Source organism: Aeromicrobium sp. S22, assembly GCF_009661045.1.
GTDB classification, from domain to species: Bacteria; Actinomycetota; Actinomycetes; order Propionibacteriales; family Nocardioidaceae; genus Aeromicrobium; species Aeromicrobium yanjiei.
In genome coordinates this window covers 794889-810878 of sequence record NZ_WJWV01000001.1, presented here as the reverse complement: position 1 = coordinate 810878, position 15990 = coordinate 794889, and the positions used below count along the sequence as shown (strand labels likewise).

At 70.1% G+C, this 15990-nt stretch carries 17 protein-coding genes; 8 read left to right on the top strand and 9 right to left on the bottom strand.

Annotated features, from left to right (window positions below; genetic code table 11):
• Nucleotides 1–149 precede the first annotated feature (149 nt).
• The gene (locus tag GEV27_RS04090; RefSeq protein ID WP_153654161.1) at nt 150–1139 is read left to right on the top strand and encodes a malate dehydrogenase; all 990 of its coding nucleotides are present in this window, start codon (nt 150–152) and stop codon (nt 1137–1139) included.
• A 99-nt stretch (nt 1140–1238) separates the two neighbouring features.
• Here GEV27_RS04090 and GEV27_RS04085 read toward each other — a convergent pair whose 3' ends face one another.
• Together GEV27_RS04085 and GEV27_RS04080 are read right to left on the bottom strand one after the other, a co-directional pair.
• Entirely contained in the window at nt 1239–1514 is a 276-nt protein-coding gene (locus tag GEV27_RS04085) for a DUF3017 domain-containing protein (RefSeq protein ID WP_194839876.1), read from the bottom strand.
• Nucleotides 1511–2362 carry a bifunctional methylenetetrahydrofolate dehydrogenase/methenyltetrahydrofolate cyclohydrolase gene (locus tag GEV27_RS04080; protein WP_309222017.1) on the bottom strand — a complete coding sequence of 284 codons (852 nt, stop codon included), beginning with the start codon at nt 2360–2362 and terminating at the stop codon, nt 1511–1513. Before GEV27_RS04080 ends, GEV27_RS04085 begins: the two co-directional genes overlap by 4 nt.
• Before the next feature lie 134 nt (nt 2363–2496).
• Between GEV27_RS04080 and GEV27_RS04075 the strand changes: the two genes are divergently transcribed.
• From GEV27_RS04075 to GEV27_RS04065, 3 genes are all read left to right on the top strand, one after another.
• Complete coding sequence (locus GEV27_RS04075; RefSeq protein ID WP_153654167.1) at nt 2497–3144, top strand: TetR/AcrR family transcriptional regulator; 648 nt, start codon at nt 2497–2499, stop codon at nt 3142–3144.
• A gap of 75 nt (nt 3145–3219) precedes the next feature.
• Nucleotides 3220–3720, top strand: coding sequence for a DUF2975 domain-containing protein (locus GEV27_RS04070; RefSeq protein ID WP_153654169.1), 501 nt, complete (start codon nt 3220–3222; stop codon nt 3718–3720).
• Nucleotides 3720–3986 carry a helix-turn-helix transcriptional regulator gene (locus GEV27_RS04065; RefSeq protein WP_153654171.1) on the top strand — a complete coding sequence of 89 codons (267 nt, stop codon included), beginning with the start codon at nt 3720–3722 and terminating at the stop codon, nt 3984–3986. The genes GEV27_RS04070 and GEV27_RS04065 overlap by 1 nt, the downstream gene beginning before the upstream one ends.
• Here GEV27_RS04065 and purH read toward each other — a convergent pair.
• Genes purH through GEV27_RS04050 form a run of 3 tightly spaced genes read right to left on the bottom strand, consistent with a single transcriptional unit; the run spans nt 3946 to nt 7265 of the window.
• A complete protein-coding gene (gene purH, locus GEV27_RS04060; RefSeq protein ID WP_153933508.1) occupies nt 3946–5499 on the bottom strand; it encodes a bifunctional phosphoribosylaminoimidazolecarboxamide formyltransferase/IMP cyclohydrolase in 1554 nt (517 codons plus the stop codon). The two genes, GEV27_RS04065 and purH, sit on opposite strands and share 41 nt — an antisense overlap.
• A gap of 10 nt (nt 5500–5509) precedes the next feature.
• Complete coding sequence (gene purN / locus GEV27_RS04055; RefSeq protein ID WP_375335580.1) at nt 5510–6148, bottom strand: phosphoribosylglycinamide formyltransferase; 639 nt, start codon at nt 6146–6148, stop codon at nt 5510–5512.
• A complete protein-coding gene (locus GEV27_RS04050; RefSeq protein ID WP_153933507.1) occupies nt 6057–7265 on the bottom strand; it encodes a DUF6350 family protein in 1209 nt (402 codons plus the stop codon). Before GEV27_RS04050 ends, purN begins: the two co-directional genes overlap by 92 nt.
• A 67-nt stretch (nt 7266–7332) precedes the next feature.
• Between GEV27_RS04050 and GEV27_RS04045 the strand changes: the two genes are divergently transcribed.
• A complete protein-coding gene (locus tag GEV27_RS04045) occupies nt 7333–9216 on the top strand; it encodes a sensor domain-containing protein (RefSeq protein WP_153933506.1) in 1884 nt (627 codons plus the stop codon).
• 106 nt (nt 9217–9322) lie between these two features.
• Here GEV27_RS04045 and sucD read toward each other — a convergent pair whose 3' ends face one another.
• The 3 genes from sucD to GEV27_RS04030 all read right to left on the bottom strand — a co-directional run bounded on the left by sucD (nt 9323) and on the right by GEV27_RS04030 (nt 11770).
• Nucleotides 9323–10219, bottom strand: coding sequence for a succinate--CoA ligase subunit alpha (gene sucD, locus GEV27_RS04040; RefSeq protein ID WP_153654181.1), 897 nt, complete (start codon nt 10217–10219; stop codon nt 9323–9325).
• A 9-nt stretch (nt 10220–10228) separates the two neighbouring features.
• Nucleotides 10229–11395: an ADP-forming succinate--CoA ligase subunit beta gene (gene sucC, locus GEV27_RS04035; RefSeq protein WP_153654183.1), complete on the bottom strand. Its 1167-nt coding sequence runs from the start codon at nt 11393–11395 to the stop codon at nt 10229–10231.
• Nucleotides 11396–11485: 90 nt separating this feature from the next.
• Nucleotides 11486–11770, bottom strand: coding sequence for a hypothetical protein (locus GEV27_RS04030; RefSeq protein WP_153933505.1), 285 nt, complete (start codon nt 11768–11770; stop codon nt 11486–11488).
• 218 nt (nt 11771–11988) lie between these two features.
• Between GEV27_RS04030 and GEV27_RS04025 the strand changes: the two genes are divergently transcribed.
• Nucleotides 11989–12723, top strand: a complete 735-nt coding sequence (locus tag GEV27_RS04025) for a M23 family metallopeptidase (protein ID WP_208430743.1) — start codon at nt 11989–11991, stop codon at nt 12721–12723.
• A 15-nt stretch (nt 12724–12738) separates the two neighbouring features.
• Here the strand turns inward: GEV27_RS04025 and pcrA are convergent, their stop codons facing one another.
• Nucleotides 12739–15096: a DNA helicase PcrA gene (gene pcrA, locus GEV27_RS04020; RefSeq protein WP_153933504.1), complete on the bottom strand. Its 2358-nt coding sequence runs from the start codon at nt 15094–15096 to the stop codon at nt 12739–12741.
• Nucleotides 15097–15166: 70 nt separating this feature from the next.
• On the opposite strand from pcrA, the gene GEV27_RS04015 reads away from it, so the two are divergent.
• The gene (locus GEV27_RS04015) at nt 15167–15595 is read left to right on the top strand and encodes a GNAT family N-acetyltransferase (protein ID WP_153933503.1); all 429 of its coding nucleotides are present in this window, start codon (nt 15167–15169) and stop codon (nt 15593–15595) included.
• On the top strand, nt 15592–15951 hold the full coding sequence (locus GEV27_RS04010) for a GntR family transcriptional regulator (RefSeq protein ID WP_153933502.1): 360 nt from the start codon (nt 15592–15594) through the stop codon (nt 15949–15951). The genes GEV27_RS04015 and GEV27_RS04010 overlap by 4 nt, the downstream gene beginning before the upstream one ends.
• Nucleotides 15952–15990 lie beyond the last annotated feature (39 nt).

Sequence of the window (15990 nt, the reverse complement as noted above, 5' to 3'; positions counted from 1 at the left end):
GCGCCGGGCCGCTGCCGTCCCCTCCGGGAGCCGAAACGCCCGTGTCGGTCCGCGGCACCCGCACCGCCCCCGGGGCGCCTTCGGGACGCGGCTGCGCTACTTTCGGAAGGTATCTCCCAGATTTCCGCACCGTTCAAGGAGCACCTCTCGTGAGCACAACCCCCGTCAAGGTCGCCGTCACCGGCGCTGCCGGCCAGATCGGCTACAGCCTTCTCTTTCGACTCGCCAGCGGTTCGCTGCTCGGTCCTGACACCCCGATCCAGCTGCAGCTGCTCGAGATCACCCCGGCGCTGAAGGCGCTCGAGGGCGTCGTCATGGAGCTCGACGACTGCGCGTTCCCGACCCTCGCGGGCGTCGAGATCGGCGACGACGCCGAGAAGATCTTCGACGGCGTCAACCTCGCCCTCCTCGTCGGCGCGCGTCCGCGCGGCCCGGGCATGGAGCGCGGCGACCTGCTGTCGGCGAACGGCGCGATCTTCACCGCGCAGGGCAAGGCGCTCAACAAGGTCGCGGCCGACGACGTCCGCATCGGTGTCACCGGAAACCCCGCCAACACCAACGCGCTGATCGCCATGACGAACGCCCCCGACATCCCGCAGGAGCGCTTCTCCGCGCTGACGCGTCTCGATCACAACCGGGCGATCTCGCAGCTGGCCGCCAAGACCGGCTCGGCCGTGTCGGACATCAAGAAGGTCACGATCTGGGGCAACCACTCCGCGACCCAGTACCCCGACATCTTCCACGCGGAGATCGCGGGCAAGAACGCCGCCGAGACGGTCAACGACCAGTCGTGGATCGAGAACGACTTCATCCCGACCGTCGCCAAGCGCGGCGCCGCGATCATCGAGGCCCGCGGTTCGTCCTCGGCCGCCTCCGCGGCGTCCGCCACGATCGACGCGGCCCGCGACTGGCTGCAGGGCACGCCCGAAGGTGACTGGGCGTCGATGGCTGTCCGCTCCGACGGCTCGTACGACGTCCCCGAGGGCCTGATCTACTCCTTCCCCGTGACGACCAAGAACGGTGACTGGGAGATCGTCCAGGGTCTCGAGATCGACGAGTTCTCGCGCAGCAAGATGGACGCGACCGCGGCCGAGCTCATCGAGGAGCGCGACGCGGTCAAGGAGCTCGGCCTCATCTGAGCCGACCCCGCCCCATGAGTGGCGCAGCGTGACTGGTTCCCCAGGGAGTCCAGCCGCGCTGCGCCACTGGCGTTCGGGGGCCTTTCGCGTTCGGAGCCCTCAGCCGGGCTGGCCGGGGATGACCCAGGCGAGCACGATCAGCGCCGACCCCAGGGTCGCCATCCAGAAGATGTCGAACGCCTTGCCGCGCACCCGCAGCATGCCGGTGTGGTCGATCGGCACGACCGAGCGGGCGAGCGCTCCCACGACGAACGCGGCCCCGATCGCGACGATCCCCACGCGCCACGGTCCGACCACGACGAGCACGAGCCCGACGAGGACGACCAGCAGCTGCAGCAGGTACAGCTGCGAGCCGCGGCTGCGGGGTCCCCTCACGGGTGGAGACGCTCGGCGGTGTCGACCACGTTGGCCAGCAGCAGGGCACGGGTCATCGGACCCACGCCGCCGGGGTTGGGCGAGATCCAGCCCGCGACCTCGTACGCCGCGGGGTCGACGTCGCCGACGATGCCATTCGCGTCCCGGCTCACGCCCACGTCGAGCAGGGCCGCACCGGGCTTGACCATGTCGGCGCGGATGATGCCGGGGACGCCCGCCGCGGCGATCACGATGTTCGCGCGGCGCACCTCTGCGGCGAGATCTTTCGTGCCCGTGTGGCACAGCGTCACGGTCGCGTTCTCGGAGCGACGGGTCAGGAGCAGCCCCATGGGACGTCCGACGGTGATGCCGCGGCCGACCACGACGACGTGCTGCCCCGCGATCGGGACGTCGTGGCGGCGGAGCAGCTCGATGATGCCGCGCGGCGTGCACGGCAGCGGCGCCTCCTTGCCCAGCACGAGCCAACCGAGATTGGTCGGGTGCAGGCCGTCCGCGTCCTTGTCGGGGTCGATGCGCCCGATCGCGGCGTTCTCGTCCAGGCCCTTGGGCAGCGGCAGCTGCAGGATGTAGCCGGTGCACGACGGGTCTGCGTTGAGCTGGTCGATCGCGGCCTCGACGTCGCCCTGGCTCGCGGTCTCGGGCAGGTCGATCCGGATCGACTCGATGCCGACCTCGGCGCAGTCGCGGTGCTTGCCCGCGACGTACCACTGGCTGCCCGGGTCGTTGCCCACGAGGATCGTGCCGAGGCCGGGCACGACTCCCTTCTCGCGAAGAGCGTTCACCCGCTCACGGAGCTCGCTCTTGATCGCGGCTGCGGCCGCCTTGCCGTCGAGGATCTGCGCTGTCACGGGACGAGTGTTTCACGTCCGGGGCGCCAAATCGGCGACGGGCCGAGCCGGACGGACGCCTAGACTCTCCTGCGTAGCGATGTCTGGAGCAGGTCCAGGCACGTGAATGCGCAACAATTCCCGAGGGAGCATCGATGGTCACCCGTGCCCAGCTGTCCCAAGAACGCAGCCGCGTGCGTCGTGACGAGCTGCTGGCGGCGGCGATCGACCTGTTCATCGAAGGCGGGTCCCGGGCGATCACGCACCGTGCCGTCGCCGCCCGCGCGGGCCTTCCTCCCGCCACCACGACGTACTACTTCGAGTCGATCGACGAGCTGATCCGTGAGGCCCTCAGCTCCCACATCACGCAGTGGACGGTTGAGCTGGACGCGCTCGCGCAGATCGACATCGACGTGTCCGTGAGCCTGGACGAGGCGGCGACGTTCATGGGCAACGTCTTCGCCCACCGCGGCCCGGAGGCCGCGGCCGTGGAGCTGTCCATCTTCCTGGCGGCCGCGCGCGAGCCCGGGCTGCGTCACGCCGCCCAGGCGGCCATCACCTCGCTCGAGGCGGTGGCGACCAGCGTCCTCGGCCAGCTGGGCGTCGACCGGCCTGAACGCCTTGCCGCAATGATCGTCTCCCTCGTCGCGGGCACGGCACTGCGCCGACAGGCCGGCGTCTACGCCGAGGACGAGGAGGCCCGCATCCTGACCGCCGCGGTCCGCGACCTCGTCGCCGCGCACACCCTCGGGCCGGACGGAGTCGACCGCACGCTCGCGACGCTGCGGCCCGAGCCGGCCTGAGCAATTACGCTGTTCCCTCTTCTCAATTCGATTGTTTGTCGATAGATTAATATCGACCGACGATTGGATCCACTCATGGCCCGACCCACCATCCTCGTGCTGCGTCTCGTGATCGCCGCCATCGTCCTCGGCTCGTTGTTCGTGCAGGTCGTCATCGTGCCGCTGCTGGCGACCGACCTGTCCGAGGACGTCAACGACGACGTCGCAGCCGTCCGGGTCCCCGTCGTGGTGATCATCCTGCTCGCGATCGTGTGCGTGCAGGTCTCGATGATCAGCGTGTGGCGCCTGCTGACCATGGTCCGGCGAGGCACCGTCTTCTCACCTCGCGCCTTTCGCCACGTCGACGTGGTCATCGGTGCGATCGCGGTGGCGGCTGCGCTGATGTTCGCGCTCGGTGCGGTCCTGGCCCCCGGCGAGGCGGCCGCGCCCGGGGTGGTCCTGCTCATCGGAGGACTCGGCGTGCTGCTCGCGGGCGTCGCGCTCATCGTCACCGTGCAGCGCGCACTGCTGGTGCAGGCCGTCGAGCGCGACGTCCGGGCCCAGCAGCTCGAGTCCGAGCTCGGCGAGGTGATCTGATGGCGATCGTCGTGGACATCGACGTCATGCAGGCCCGCCGCAAGATGTCGGTCGCCACCCTCGCCGAGCTCGTGGGCATCACCCCCGCCAATCTCGCGGTGCTCAAGAACGGCCGGGCCAAGGCGGTGCGGTTCACCACGCTGGAGGCCCTGTGCGTCGCGCTGGACTGCCAGCCCGGGGACCTGCTGCGCTGGGTCCCCGACGACGCCGAGGAGCAGCCGCCGCTCAGTGGAAGAAGTGCCGGGTCCCCGTCACGTACATCGTGACGCCGGCGGCCTCGGCCGCCGCGATCGACTCCTCGTCCCGCACCGATCCGCCCGGCTGCACGACAGCCTTGACCCCGGCGTCGAGCAGCACCTGCAGGCCGTCGGCGAACGGGAAGAACGCGTCGGAGGCCGCGACGGCACCGGTCGAGCGCTCGGCACCGGCCCGCTCGACCGCGAGGCGGCACGAGTCGACCCGGTTGACCTGGCCCATGCCGACGCCGACCGAGGCGCCGTCCTTGGCCAGGAGGATCGCATTGGACTTCACCGCACGGCACGCGGTCCACGCGAACGCCAGATCGGCCAGAGTTGCCTCGTCCACCGGCTCACCCGCCGCGAGGGTCCAGGTGGACGGGTCGTCACCCTCGGCGTCGACGTGGTCGCGCACCTGGACGACGACGCCGCCGCTGATCTGACGGAACTCGCCCACCGTGTCGTCACCGCCGGCACAGCGCAGGACACGGATGTTCTTCTTGCCCTGCAGCACCTCGAGCGCTCCGGGCTCGTAGTCCGGGGCGACGATGACCTCGGTGAAGACCTCGGCGACCTGCTCGGCCATCGCGACGCTGACCGGGCGGTTGGTCGCGATGACGCCGCCGAAGGCCGAGACCGGATCGCAGGCGTGGGCCCGCGCGTGCGCCTCGGCCACGTCCGCGCCGACGGCGATGCCGCACGGGTTGGCGTGCTTGATGATGGCCACGGCCGGCTGGTCGAAGTCGTACGCAGCGCGGCGCGCCGCGTCGGTGTCGACGTAGTTGTTGTACGACATCTCCTTGCCGTGCAGCTGCTCGGCCTCGGCGAGCCCTCCGGTGCCGTCGGTGTAGAGGGCCGCCCCCTGGTGCGGGTTCTCGCCGTAGCGGAGCACCGTGGACTTGTCCCACACCTCGCCGGCGAACTCGGGCCAGCCGTCCTCGGAGGCCGCGTAGCCGTTGGCGAACCACGCCGCGACGGCGACGTCATACGCGGCGGTGTGGGCGAACGCCCGCCCCGCGAGCTGCTTGCGCTGCTCGAGCGTGAAGCCGCCGGCCGCGATCGCGGCGCGGACGTCGTCGTACGCCGACGGGGAGACGACCACCGCGACGCTGGGGTGGTTCTTGGCCGCGGCACGGACCATCGACGGTCCGCCGATGTCGATCTGCTCGACGCACTCGTCGGGCGTCGCGCCGGAGTCGACGGTCTCGCGGAACGGGTAGAGGTTGACGATCACCAGGTCGAAGGGCTCGATCTCGAGCTCGGCCAGCTGCTCGACGTGCGAGTCGAGCCGCAGATCGGCCAGGATGCCGGCGTGGACCCGCGGGTGCAGCGTCTTGACCCGCCCGTCCAGGCACTCGGGGAAGCCCGTGAGCTCCTCGACCGGGGTCACCGGCACGCCTGCGGCCTCGATGGTCTTGGCGGTGGAGCCGGTCGACACGATCGAGACACCCGCGGCGTGCAGGTCGCGCGCGAGCTCCTCGAGGCCGGTCTTGTCGTAGACCGAGACGAGGGCGCGCTTCAGGGGGCGGGGTGCGTCAGTCATGCCAGCTCTTTCATCGGGGGTGGTCCGGGCCGAGCCGCACGGCCCGGTCGTCGAGGTGGAAACCTTCGCGCGCGAGCGTGCCGACCCACTCGACCAGCATCGCGCGCTCGCTCGTCTTGATCCGCTCGTGCAGGGAGCTCTCGTCGTCCTCGTCCAGCACGGGCACCGCGACCTGGGCCACGATCGGTCCGGTGTCGACCCCCTCGTCGACGACGAAGAGCGTCGCGCCGGTGACCTTGACGCCGTACGCGAGGGCGTCACGGGGTCCGTGCATGCCGGGGAACGCCGGGGACAGTGCCGGGTGGGTGTTGAGCGTGCGCCCGCCGAACAGGGCCAGGAACGCGGGTCCGGTGAGCTTCATGAAGCCGGCGAGGACCACGAGATCGGGATCGTACGACGCGACCTTGTCGGCCAGGGCGATGTCCCAGGCCTGGCGGTCCTCGAACTCAGCGGTGCGCAGGACGAAGGTGGGGATCTCGTGACGCTCGGCGCGGGCCAGGCCCTCGATGCCCTCACGGTCGGCGCCGACCGCCACGATCTGCGCCCCGTACGCCGGGTCAGTGGACGCGTCGATCAGCGCCTGCAGGTTCGTCCCGCTGCCAGAGACGAGGACGACCAGTCGCGCTGGTGTCCGAGGGGCGAGGGGCACGGCCACCACGATAGTGGTTGAGCGCCGCGCCGATGGCCCCGCCCACCGCCATGACGGGCACGGCGACGAGCAGGGGGGTCAGGGCGGGCGGGCCGGCATCAGCCATGCGCCCCGGACCGATCGCTCCTCCGGACAGTGCGACCAGCACCCCGAGGACGAGTCCGGCGAGCGCGCCGGCGGCGCCACCGAGCACCACCCTGGCCAGGACGCCCTCGCGCGCACCCGGGACGAGCCGCCAGCCGCACAGGACGCCCGCGAGCAGCGGCACGAGCCCCAGCACGAAGACCCAGTCGGGGAACTGACCCGGCGCGGGCAGACCGGCGAGGACGGGGAAGCCCGGCACCTGGCCGAGCTGGGCGCCGCTGAGATCGACCGAGGTGTCGGTGCCGAGTGCGAAACCAGGACCGAGCAGGACCGAGGTGGTCCACAGGATCAGCGTCGGGACGGCCAGCAGGGACCCGACCCCGAGCGCCACTCCGCCGCCCGTTCCCGGGTCGAGCAGCGCCCAGAGGTCGCCTGCGCGGGCCACACCGCGGACCAGCAGCACCGCCACGACCGCGGTCGCACTCACCAGCACGGCGGCGATCCCGGGCACCGCGGCACGGATCACCGCGCGGACGTCGTCCGACGAGGTGAACCACCAGCGCTCGGCGTCCCGGTGCCGGACGGCCGATCCGAGCGCGGCCCCCAGCCCGCCGACCACGAAGGCGGCCAGCGCGGCGCGGGTCGTGGAGATGTCGACCCCGCCCGCATTGGTGACGGTCGACGCGACCCCGGCGATGACGCCGTACGCACCCGCGGACGAGGCCGCGAAGGCCACGAGGTCGTGGAGCGGCTCGGCCACGATCCAGGCGGCGACCGCGGCCACGATCACGAGGCAGACCAGCGTCGCCCCCAGCGGCACGAGCCCCACGGAGACCGCTCCGGCCTCGATGCCCGATCCCATCGAGACCAGCCACGTGCGGACGCTCGCCCGGCCGAACGACACGAGCGAGAGGTCGGAGGCGCCCCGGGCCAGCAGCACCAGGACCGCGGAGACACCGATCGAGACGAGGGCGGCAACGAGGGCGGTCAGGAAGGCGGGCCGGAGGAAGGAGGACTCAGCGGGCTCGGGCACCGCTTCATCATCCCCTGTAAAGTTGGCGCGTCGCACACAGGCACGCCGATCACCGAGGAGGCTGAGGATGACCCGCGTCGACGAGTTCGACAACTTCTACTCCTCGACCTTCGCCGAGGCCGTCCAGGTGACGTACGCCGTCAGCGGCGACCGGCAGGTCGCCTACGAGGCGACGGTCGACGCCTATCGACGGGCCTGGCGCGACTGGTCCAAGATCCGCGACCGCAACCCCATCTCGTACGTCCGCAACGAGGCCTGGAAGCTCACCGCACTCAGCCGCGGCACGCACCCCCTGCGCAAGCGCAACGAGGACGACAGCGACACCGAGCTGCTGACCGCGCTGCACGGCCTCGCGGTCGACGACCGGCGACTGATCGTCCTCATGACGCTCGGCAACACCGATCTGGAGGAGGCGTCCAGCGAGGTCGGCCTCCCGGCGGAGGAGGGCATCGAGAACGTCACGACCGCGCTCTCCGCGCTCGAGACGTCCCTCGGCGAGGGCATCGACGCGATCGAGCGCCGCATGCACGGCTTGTCGGCCGTGACCGACTCCCTACCCGTCCCCTCCCCCGCGGACGTCCGCACTGCGGCCCGGCGCGGGCTGCGCCGCAACACGATCATGCTCGTCGCCGCGGCGATCGCGCTCATCGTGGGCAGCGGCTTCGTCGCGACCGAGGGCGACGCCCTCGCGACGAGCTCGGACCTGCCGACCCGGCAGAAGTTCGGCGACGAGACCCCCGACGTCAAGCTTGACGCGCGCCAGGTCAGCGCCGACAACCTGCTGTCCGCCAAGCAGGTCAGCGCACTGGACCCCGCGCGCACCTGGAAGGTCACGAGCACTGACGAGGACGTCACCAACACGACGCCCTATGCGACCTGCCCGACCAAGCGCTTCGCAGATCCCGACCCCGTCAAGGTCTTCGTCCGGACGTTCGACGCCGCGGGGCCCACCAACGAGCGCGTCGCGCAGTCGATCGAGGTCTCCAAGAGCGATGCGGTGGCCACCCAGTCCTACGAGCGGCTCGTGCAGTGGTACTCCGACTGCGAGCACCCCCGTGTCGAGCTGGTCGCGGCTTACACCGTCAAGCGGCCGTTCGGCGACTTCAAGATCCTCAAGCTGCGCTCCCACCGCCAGCCCGAGCGGACGTTCACGGTCGGCTTCAGCCACTCCGGCACCATCACGAGCACCCTGGTGCACGAGGTCGACGGCGCCAGGGGCCCCAGCACGCAGGCCTTCGCCCGTACGCTCAACGAGTCGGTCGCCAAGGTCTGCAAGGACAGCGGTGGCAAGTGCTCGCGCACGATCAAGGTCATGCGCACCGATCCCCCGCCCACGTCCGAGGCGCCGGCCTTCCTCGGCATCGTCGACCTGCCGCCGATCGCCGACATCGACAAGGTCTGGGCCGCTGCCCGGGTCGATGCGCGCAACAACCCCGCCGCCACCTTGTGCGACAGGGCGGACTTCACCAACAAGTCGGTCTCGTCGGTCGGCTCGCGGATCTACGTGCTCTACCAGGCCAAGGACCTGCCCCGGGAGTTCGGCGTGGCCGAGACCGTGGCCCGGTTCCGGTCGACCAAGAAGGCGCGCGCGTTCGTCGACACGGTCGAGCGGCGGATCAGGACCTGCGACGACAAGATCCCGTCCGCCCGCATCGACCAGACCTCGACGATCAGGGGTCCGGGCTTCACGGGCCGGATCTGGCGGGTCGGCTTCGACATCTCCGACAAGAGCAAGAAGCGCGTCTACTACCGCACCGCGATCATCCGCCGCGGTGACGACGTGGCCCAGGTGACCTTCACCCCGGCCGGCAAGTACGACATCTCCCAGCGCCAGTTCGTCAAGATCGCGACCCGCGCCGGCACCCGTCTCCAGTACGCCGAGGAGCCGGCCCCCAAGACCACCCCCACCCCCAAGACCACCCCGACCCCCACCACCAAGCCGAAGAGCTGACCGGGCCCCCAGCCCCAAGGCGCCCCCACCACATACGAACAAGACCCCCGGCGCCGCAAGGCGCCGGGGGTCTTGTGTTCGGGAGTCGAAACCCGTCAGAGGGTCCTTACAGACCCTTGAGGATCTCCCGCATGAGGTCGGCGGTCTCGGACGGCGTCTTGCCGACCTTGACGCCCGCTGCCTCGAGGGCTTCCTTCTTGCCCTGCGCGGTGCCCGCACCGTCGGAGACGATGGCGCCGGCGTGGCCCATCGTCTTGCCCTCGGGAGCGGTGAAGCCGGCCACGTAGCCGACGACCGGCTTGGTGACGTGGGCCTTGATGTAGGCCGCAGCCTTCTCCTCGGCGTCTCCACCGATCTCGCCGATCATGACGATCGCCTTGGTCTCGGGGTCCGCCTCGAACGCCTCGAGGGCGTCGATGTGCGTCGTGCCGATGATCGGGTCGCCGCCGATGCCGATGGCGGTCGAGAAGCCGAAGTCGCGCAGCTCGAACATCATCTGGTAGGTCAGCGTGCCCGACTTGGAGACGAGACCGATCGGGCCCTTGCCGGCGATGTTCGCCGGCGTGATGCCCGCGAGCGCCTCGCCCGGCGTGATGATGCCGGGGCAGTTGGGGCCGATGATGCGCGTCTTCTTGCCCTGGGCGTACGCCCAGAACTCGGCGCTGTCCTGGACCGGCACGCCCTCGGTGATGATGACGAGCAGGCCGATCTCGGCGTCGATGGCCTCGATGACGGCGTCCTTGGTGAACGCCGGCGGGACGAAGGCGACCGACACGTCGGCGCCCGTCTTCTCGATGGCCTCGGCGACCGAGCCGAACACGGGGAGCTCGACGGTGTTGCCGTCGGCGTCCTTGTGCTCGACCGTGGTGCCGGCCTTGCGTGCGTTGACGCCGCCGACGACCTGCGTGCCGGCGGCCAGCATGCGGGCGGTGTGCTTGGAGCCCTCACCGCCAGTGATGCCCTGGACGATGACCTTGGAGTCCTTGGTCAGAAAAATAGCCATGTCTGCCCCTTAGCCGTTCGCCAGTTCGGCGGCCTTGTCGGCCGCGCCGTCCATCGTGTCCACCTGGGTGACGAGCGGGTGGTTGAGCTCGTTGAGGATCGCACGACCCTCCTCGACGTTGTTGCCGTCGAGACGGACGACCAGCGGCTTGGAGGCCTCGTCACCGAGGAGCTCGAGAGCGCCCTTGATGCCGTTGGCGACCGCGTCGCACGACGTGATGCCGCCGAAGACGTTGACGAACACGCTCTTGACCTGCGGATCGTTCAGGATGACGTCCAGGCCGTTGGCCATGACCTCGGCCGACGCGCCTCCGCCGATGTCGAGGAAGTTGGCGGGCTTGACGTTGCCGTGCTTCTCACCGGCGTACGCGACGACGTCGAGGGTGCTCATGACGAGTCCCGCGCCGTTGCCGATGATGCCGACCTCACCGTCGAGCTTGACGTAGTTCAGGCCCTTGGCCTTCGCCTTCGCCTCGAGCGGGTCAGCCTCTTCGTGGATGACGAACTCTTCGTGCTCGGGGTGACGCACCTCGGAGGCGTTCTCGTCCAGGGAGACCTTGCCGTCGAGCGCCTCGAGCTTGTCGCCCTCGAGGCGAGCCAGCGGGTTGACCTCGACGAGCGTGGCGTCCTCCTCGACGAAGACCTTCCACAGCGACTGGACCATGGCCACGGCCTGGTCGGCGAGCTCGGCCGGGAACTTGGCCTCCTCGACGATCGCGCGGGCCTTGGCCTCGTCGACACCGGTACCGGCGTCGATCGGGATCTGGCGCACGGCCTCGGGGTTGGTCTTGGCGACCTCCTCGATCTCCACACCACCCTCGACGCTGGCGATGCAGAGGTAGCTGCGGTTCGAGCGGTCCAGCAGGAAGGAGAAGTAGTACTCCTCGACCGGCGGGGTCGCGGGCGTGACGAGCACACGGTTGACCGTGAGGCCCTTGATCTCCATGCCCAAGATGTTGGAGGCGTGCTCGAAGGCGTCCTCGGGGGTCTTGGCGATCTTGACGCCGCCGGCCTTGCCGCGTCCGCCGGCCTTGACCTGCGCCTTGATGACGGTGACGCCACCGAGCTGCTCGGCGGCGGCCTTGGCTTCGTCGGCGGTCTGGACGACAACGCCGAGCGTCGTCGCGACCCCATGCTTGGCGAAGAGCTCCTTCGCCTGGTATTCCATCAAATCCACGGTGGTGTCCGTCCTCAGTTGGAAGTTCCGCTGTGCTCACGGTCGGCCGGAGGCCGCCTCAAATGAGCCTTTGCGACTCTAGCCGTTAACTCAGCGTTCACGAGCGTTGGCTGCGTCACACCGCGGCGTACCCACCTGCGGCGCGTCGACACCCAGTTCGGCGCAGAGGGCCCGCAGGCGCTCGAGGTCGTCCTCGTCACCGTCCGCGACGATGCGGCTCGCGTCCTCGGCGACCGCGGTGCGGACGAGCTGCTCGGCGGACTGCTCACCGCCGACGAGCACCACCTCGTGTCCCTCGTCCCGCAGCCTGCGCGCGATCTCCCGCGCGCGGGAGTCGGCACCGAACGCCCCCACCACGACCCGGTCCCTCGCCATGGCCCCGATGCTCCCACAGTGGTGAGTGCTGTCACAGTTTCGGGCGGTTCGGCGCGGGAAACGCGCGCCAAGACCAAGACTTGTACATATACGGTTTCCCCCGCACCCAGCCGTCGGCTAGGCTCCACGAGTTCCCGTTTCCACCCCCGGAGGTTTTCTGCGTGTCTTCGTCTGCGCCTAAACGCCGACTTGACGTTCGACACGAGACCCCTACCCGCGTGGCCGGCAAACGAGCGGCCGAACGCCGCAGGACCCGCAAGCGCTTCACCCCCACTCCAGCCATGGCCGGTGCCTTCGCACTCGTCCTGGCTGCTTTTGGTTCTGCCATCGTCAGCGACAACACGGACGCCAACTCGTTGCGGGCCGACAAGTACCAGACCATCTCGCAGAGCTACACGGGTCCGGACGAGGCTGCCGGCGGCGACGTCGACATCAGCCGCGACTTCAACCGCACGACGCAGCTGCGCCAGACCAAGGCCCAGGCCGGTCAGACCCAGCGCGCCCAGCAGGAGCTGGTCAAGGCCGTCGGCAAGGAAGCGACCAAGCAGCGCCTCAACCAGTGGGTCATCCCGGTCACGGGCTACCACCTGACGGCGCGATTCGGCCAGCGCAGCGGCCTGTGGTCCACGACCCACACGGGCCTGGACTTCGCCGGTCCCGCCGGCACCACGATCGTCTCGATCGCCGCCGGCACCGTGAAGTCCACCGGCTACGAGGGCGCATACGGCAACCGCACCGTCATCACCCTCAACGACGGCACCGAGGTCTGGTACTGCCACCAGAGCAAGATCGCCGTCTCACCGGGCGACCAGGTCGGACCCGGCGACGTGATCGGCTACACCGGCTCGACGGGCAACGTCACCGGTCCGCACCTGCACCTCGAGGTCCGCCCCGGCGGCGGCGGCCCGATCGACCCGTACGCGGCGCTGGTCGAGCACAAGGTCACCCCGTAACGTTGCCCGCCCGGGTCAGAGCTTCTCGACCGGTGCGTAGCGCAGCAGCAGGCGCTTGACGCCCTGCGAGCCGAAGTCGACCGACGCCACGGACTTCTCGGCCTGACCCTCCACCGTGATCACGGTGCCGAGTCCGAAGCTGTCGTGGCTGACCCGGTCGCCCGGTGCCAGCGAGACGATCTCGCGGTCGCCCTTCTTGCGGGCTCGCGCCGCGACGTTGGACGTGCGGAACGACGACTGCGCGGTCGCGGACGGCTGGCTCGGCGTCCACTGGGTCGGCGGCGAGGCGAGGCGGCGCCACTGCACGAGCGACTCCGGCAGCTCGTCGAGGAAGCGCGACGCCGGGTTGTACGCGGGCGCGCCCCACGCCGAGCGGGTCGTCGCCCGGGTGACGTACAGGCGCGTACGGGCCCGGGTGATGCCGACGTACGCGAGCCGCCGCTCCTCCTCGAGCTCCTTGTTGTCGGCCATCGAGCGCATGTGCGGGAACACCCCGTCCTCGAGGCCGGTGAGGAACACGACCGGGAACTCCAGGCCCTTGGCGGTGTGCAACGTCATCAAGGTGACGACACCGTCACCCTCGTCGGGGATCTGGTCGGCGTCGGCCACGAGCGCGACCTGCTCGAGGAAGGCCGCGAGCGACCCCTCCCCCAGGCTCGGCTCGTCGGGGATCGCCTCGACCGCGGCCGGACGCTCCTCGGCCGGCTGCTCGTCGGTGTCGTCGTCGACGGTGCTCGCGCCGACCACGAACTCGCGGGCGACCGCGACGAGCTCCGCGAGGTTCTCGACGCGGGTCTCGTCCTGCGGGTCCGAGCTCTGCTCCAACGAGCCGAGGTAGCCGCTGCGCGTCAGCGCGGCCTCGAGCACCGCGTCGGCCGGAGCTCCGGAGTCGGCCATCTCCATGAGCTCGCCCATGAAGGTCGTGAACGCCTGGATCGCGTTGAGGGAACGGGTGGCCAGGTCGGGTGCCTCGTCCGCGCGGGTCAGCGCCTCCCAGAAGCTGATGTCGTGCATCGTGGCGAGGCGCTGGATCGAGGCCTCGGCCCGATCGCCGATGCCCCGCTTGGGCTCGTTGATGATGCGGCGCAGCGAGACGGTGTCGCGGGGGTTGACCAGCACCCGGACGTACGCGAGCGCGTCCTTGATCTCCTTGCGCTCGTAGAACCGCACACCCCCGACGACGCGATAGGGCAGGCCGACGCGGATGAACACCTCCTCGAACACCCGGCTCTGGGCGTTGGTGCGATAGAAGATCGCGACGTCCTTGGCCGCGAACTCGCCGGAGTCGACGAGCTTGTCGACCTCATCGGCGATGAACTGTGCCTCGTCGCGCTCGTCGTCGCCCACGTAGCCGACGATCTTCTCGCCGTCGCCCTCCGCGGACCACAGCTGCTTGTCCCTGCGGCCCTCGTTGCGGCTGATGACCGCATTGGCCGCCGACAGGATCGTCTGGGTCGAGCGGTAGTTCTGCTCGAGCAGGATCGTGGCGGCGTTGGGGAAGTCGTCCTCGAACTCCAAGATGTTGCGGATGTTGGCCCCACGAAACGCGTAGATCGACTGGTCGGAGTCGCCCACGACCAGCAGATCGGACTCCTCGTCCGTGAGCTCCTTGATCAGCGCGTACTGCGCGTGGTTGGTGTCCTGGTACTCGTCCACCAGGATGTGGCGGAAGCGGCGGCGGTACGTCTCGCGGACGTCGGGCCAGGCCTGGAACAGGTGGACCGTGTTCATGATCAGGTCGTCGAAGTCCATCGCATTGGCGGACTGCAGGCGCCCCTGGTAGGCCTTGTAGGCCTCGGCGTAGATCTCCTCGGTGGGGTTGGTCGCCCGGCCGGCCGCCGACTCGTGGTCCACGAGCTCGTTCTTGAGGTTGGAGATCCAGTTGAGCACCGCGCGCGGGTTGACCTTCTTGGGGTCCAGGTCCATGTCACGGCAGATCAGGGTCATCAGCCGCCGCTGGTCGGCGGCGTCGTAGATCGTGAACGAGGACGTGAAGCCGAACTTGGTCGCCTCGCGGCGCAGGATGCGCACGCACGCGGAGTGGAACGTCGAGACCCACATCATGCGGGCCCGCGGGCCCACCAGCTCCGCGACGCGCTCGCGCATCTCGGCGGCCGCCTTGTTGGTGAAGGTGATCGCGAGGATCGAGCCGGGGTGGGCTCCACGGGCCGCGATGAGCCAGGCGATCCGCCGGGTCAGCACGCGGGTCTTGCCCGATCCGGCGCCGGCCACCACGAGCAGCGGCCCACCCGGATGGGACACCGCAGCCCGCTGCGCGTCGTTGAGGCCTTCCAGCAGGGTCTCGGAGCGGGGACGCCGCGCGTCGGCGGGCGTCAGGGAGGCGGCGGGTGGCACGGGGAACGGCAGCGTCATCGTGCCTTCCAGCCTAGTTGCCGCACCCGACATCGGGGGCGGGGGTTCCAGCGAACGTAGACTCCTGCCCATGCACCCCGCCCATGCCGTCCGGGAGGCCCGCGAGGGCGATCTCGATGCGCTGACCGACGTGTGGGAGCGAGCCGCCCGGTCGTCCCACGCCTTCATGGGCGACGAGGAGATCGCGGGCATGCGGCCCTTCATCCGCGATGCGTACCTGCCCTCGATGGACGTCTGGCTGGTGGAGGACGGGAACGCCGCGATCGCATTCGTCGGCGCCCGCGACTCCCACGTCGAGCTGCTCTACGTCGACCCGCCGTTCCACGGCCGCGGCCTCGGCACGTACCTGCTGGCCCGCGTGGGCGCCACGAGCGTCGAGGTCTACGAGGGCAACGACACGGGCCTCGGTTTCTACCGCTCGCAGGGATTCGTCGCGGTGCGGCGGCGTGACCGCGACGCGGCGGGCCGGCCGTTCCCGATGGTGGTGCTGGAGCGATGAGCCTCGACGTCAGGATCGACCCGACCGCCCCCGACGCCCCGTTCGAGCAGCTGCGCCGTCAGATCGCCGAGCAGGCGGCCGACGGCCGGCTGGCCGCAGGCCACCGGCTGCCGACGGTCCGTGGCCTCGCCGAGACCCTCGGCCTGGCGACCAACACGATCGCCAAGGCGTACCGCGCGCTCGAGGCCGACGGGATCATCGAGACGCACGGACGCGGCGGGACGTTCATCGCGGCCCGCCACCTGGACGACGCCGAGTCCGACGCGGCCGCTCAGGCGTACGCCCGGCTGGCCCGCCGGCAGGGCCTCTCGCGGGACGAGGCGCTCCGCCTGGTCGAGCGGCACTGGACCGCCTGACGGGCGTACGGGCCATTGATCGGACCGGATATCCTCAGG